This window comes from Microbacterium sp. Bi128 (assembly GCF_918698205.1).
In genome coordinates this window covers 1-1,073 of the sequence record NZ_CAKKMM010001627.1, presented here as the reverse complement: position 1 = coordinate 1,073, position 1,073 = coordinate 1, and the positions used below count along the sequence as shown (strand labels likewise).

The 1,073-nt window shown below is 64.6% G+C and carries 2 protein-coding genes; both read left to right on the top strand.

The features are described 5' to 3' along the window. A partial coding sequence (locus LQV45_RS35060) for a PhoH family protein (RefSeq protein WP_230012615.1) occupies window positions 1-559 on the top strand: 559 nt, incomplete at its 5' end. Beyond that, complete coding sequence (gene ybeY, locus LQV45_RS35055) at window positions 556-1,029, top strand: rRNA maturation RNase YbeY (protein ID WP_028276709.1); 474 nt, start codon at window positions 556-558, stop codon at window positions 1,027-1,029. The genes LQV45_RS35060 and ybeY, both read left to right, overlap by 4 nt. Window positions 1,030-1,073: the final 44 nt, after the last annotated feature.

Below are 1,073 nucleotides of genomic sequence, written 5' to 3'. Positions count from 1 at the left end.
CCTGCAGCAGAAGGAAGTCAGCCGCATCATCCTGACCCGTCCCGCCGTCGAGGCGGGGGAGCGGCTCGGCTTCCTGCCGGGCACCCTGAGCGACAAGATCGACCCCTATCTGCGGCCCCTGTACGACGCCCTGCACGACATGATGGACCCCGAATCCATTCCCCGCCTCATGGCCGCCGGCACCATCGAGGTCGCCCCGCTGGCCTACATGCGGGGCCGCACGCTTAACGATGCCTTCATCATCCTCGATGAGGCGCAGAACACCACGCCCGAACAGATGAAGATGTTCCTGACCCGTCTGGGCTTCGGCTCCAAGATGGTGGTCACCGGTGACATCACCCAGGTGGACCTGCCCTTCGGCACCCGCTCGGGGCTCAGGATTGTCGAGGAGATCCTGCAGGGGATCGAGGACGTCAACTTCTCGATCCTGGATGCCTCCGACGTCGTCCGGCACCGCCTGGTGGGGGATATCGTCAACGCCTACAGCATCTGGGACGAAGTCCAAAGGAACCGGGTCAAGCACTCCGTTGCCCGGGAAACGCGGGGAGAACACGCATGAGCATTGAGGTCAACAACGAATCCGGCGTCGTCGTGGACGAGGCCGGGCTCGTGGCGCTGTCGCGTTTCATCTTCGAAAGCCTTTACATCCACCCGCAGGCGGAGCTGTCCATCCTGCTCGTGGACGAACCGGCCATGGAAAAGCTGCACCTCGAACTGATGGACGAGCCAGGCTCCACCGACGTCCTCTCCGTCCCCATGGACGAGCTGACCCCGGGCACGCCGGACAAGCCGACGCCGCAGGGCATGCTCGGCGACATCGCCATCTGCCCCCAGGTGGCCGAGGTCCAGGCCCGCAACGCCGGCCACTCCACCCAGGACGAGATGCTGCTGCTGACCACGCACGGCATCCTGCACCTGCTGGGTTATGACCACGCCGAGCCGGAAGAGAAGGAAGAGATGTTCGGGCTGCAGCGCGAACTCCTGACCGCGTTCACCGGCAAAGCGGCCCCGTCCGAGACGGTTCAGTGACCCCACTGATCCTTGCCGGCATGGCGCTGGTGTTCCTTAGCTTT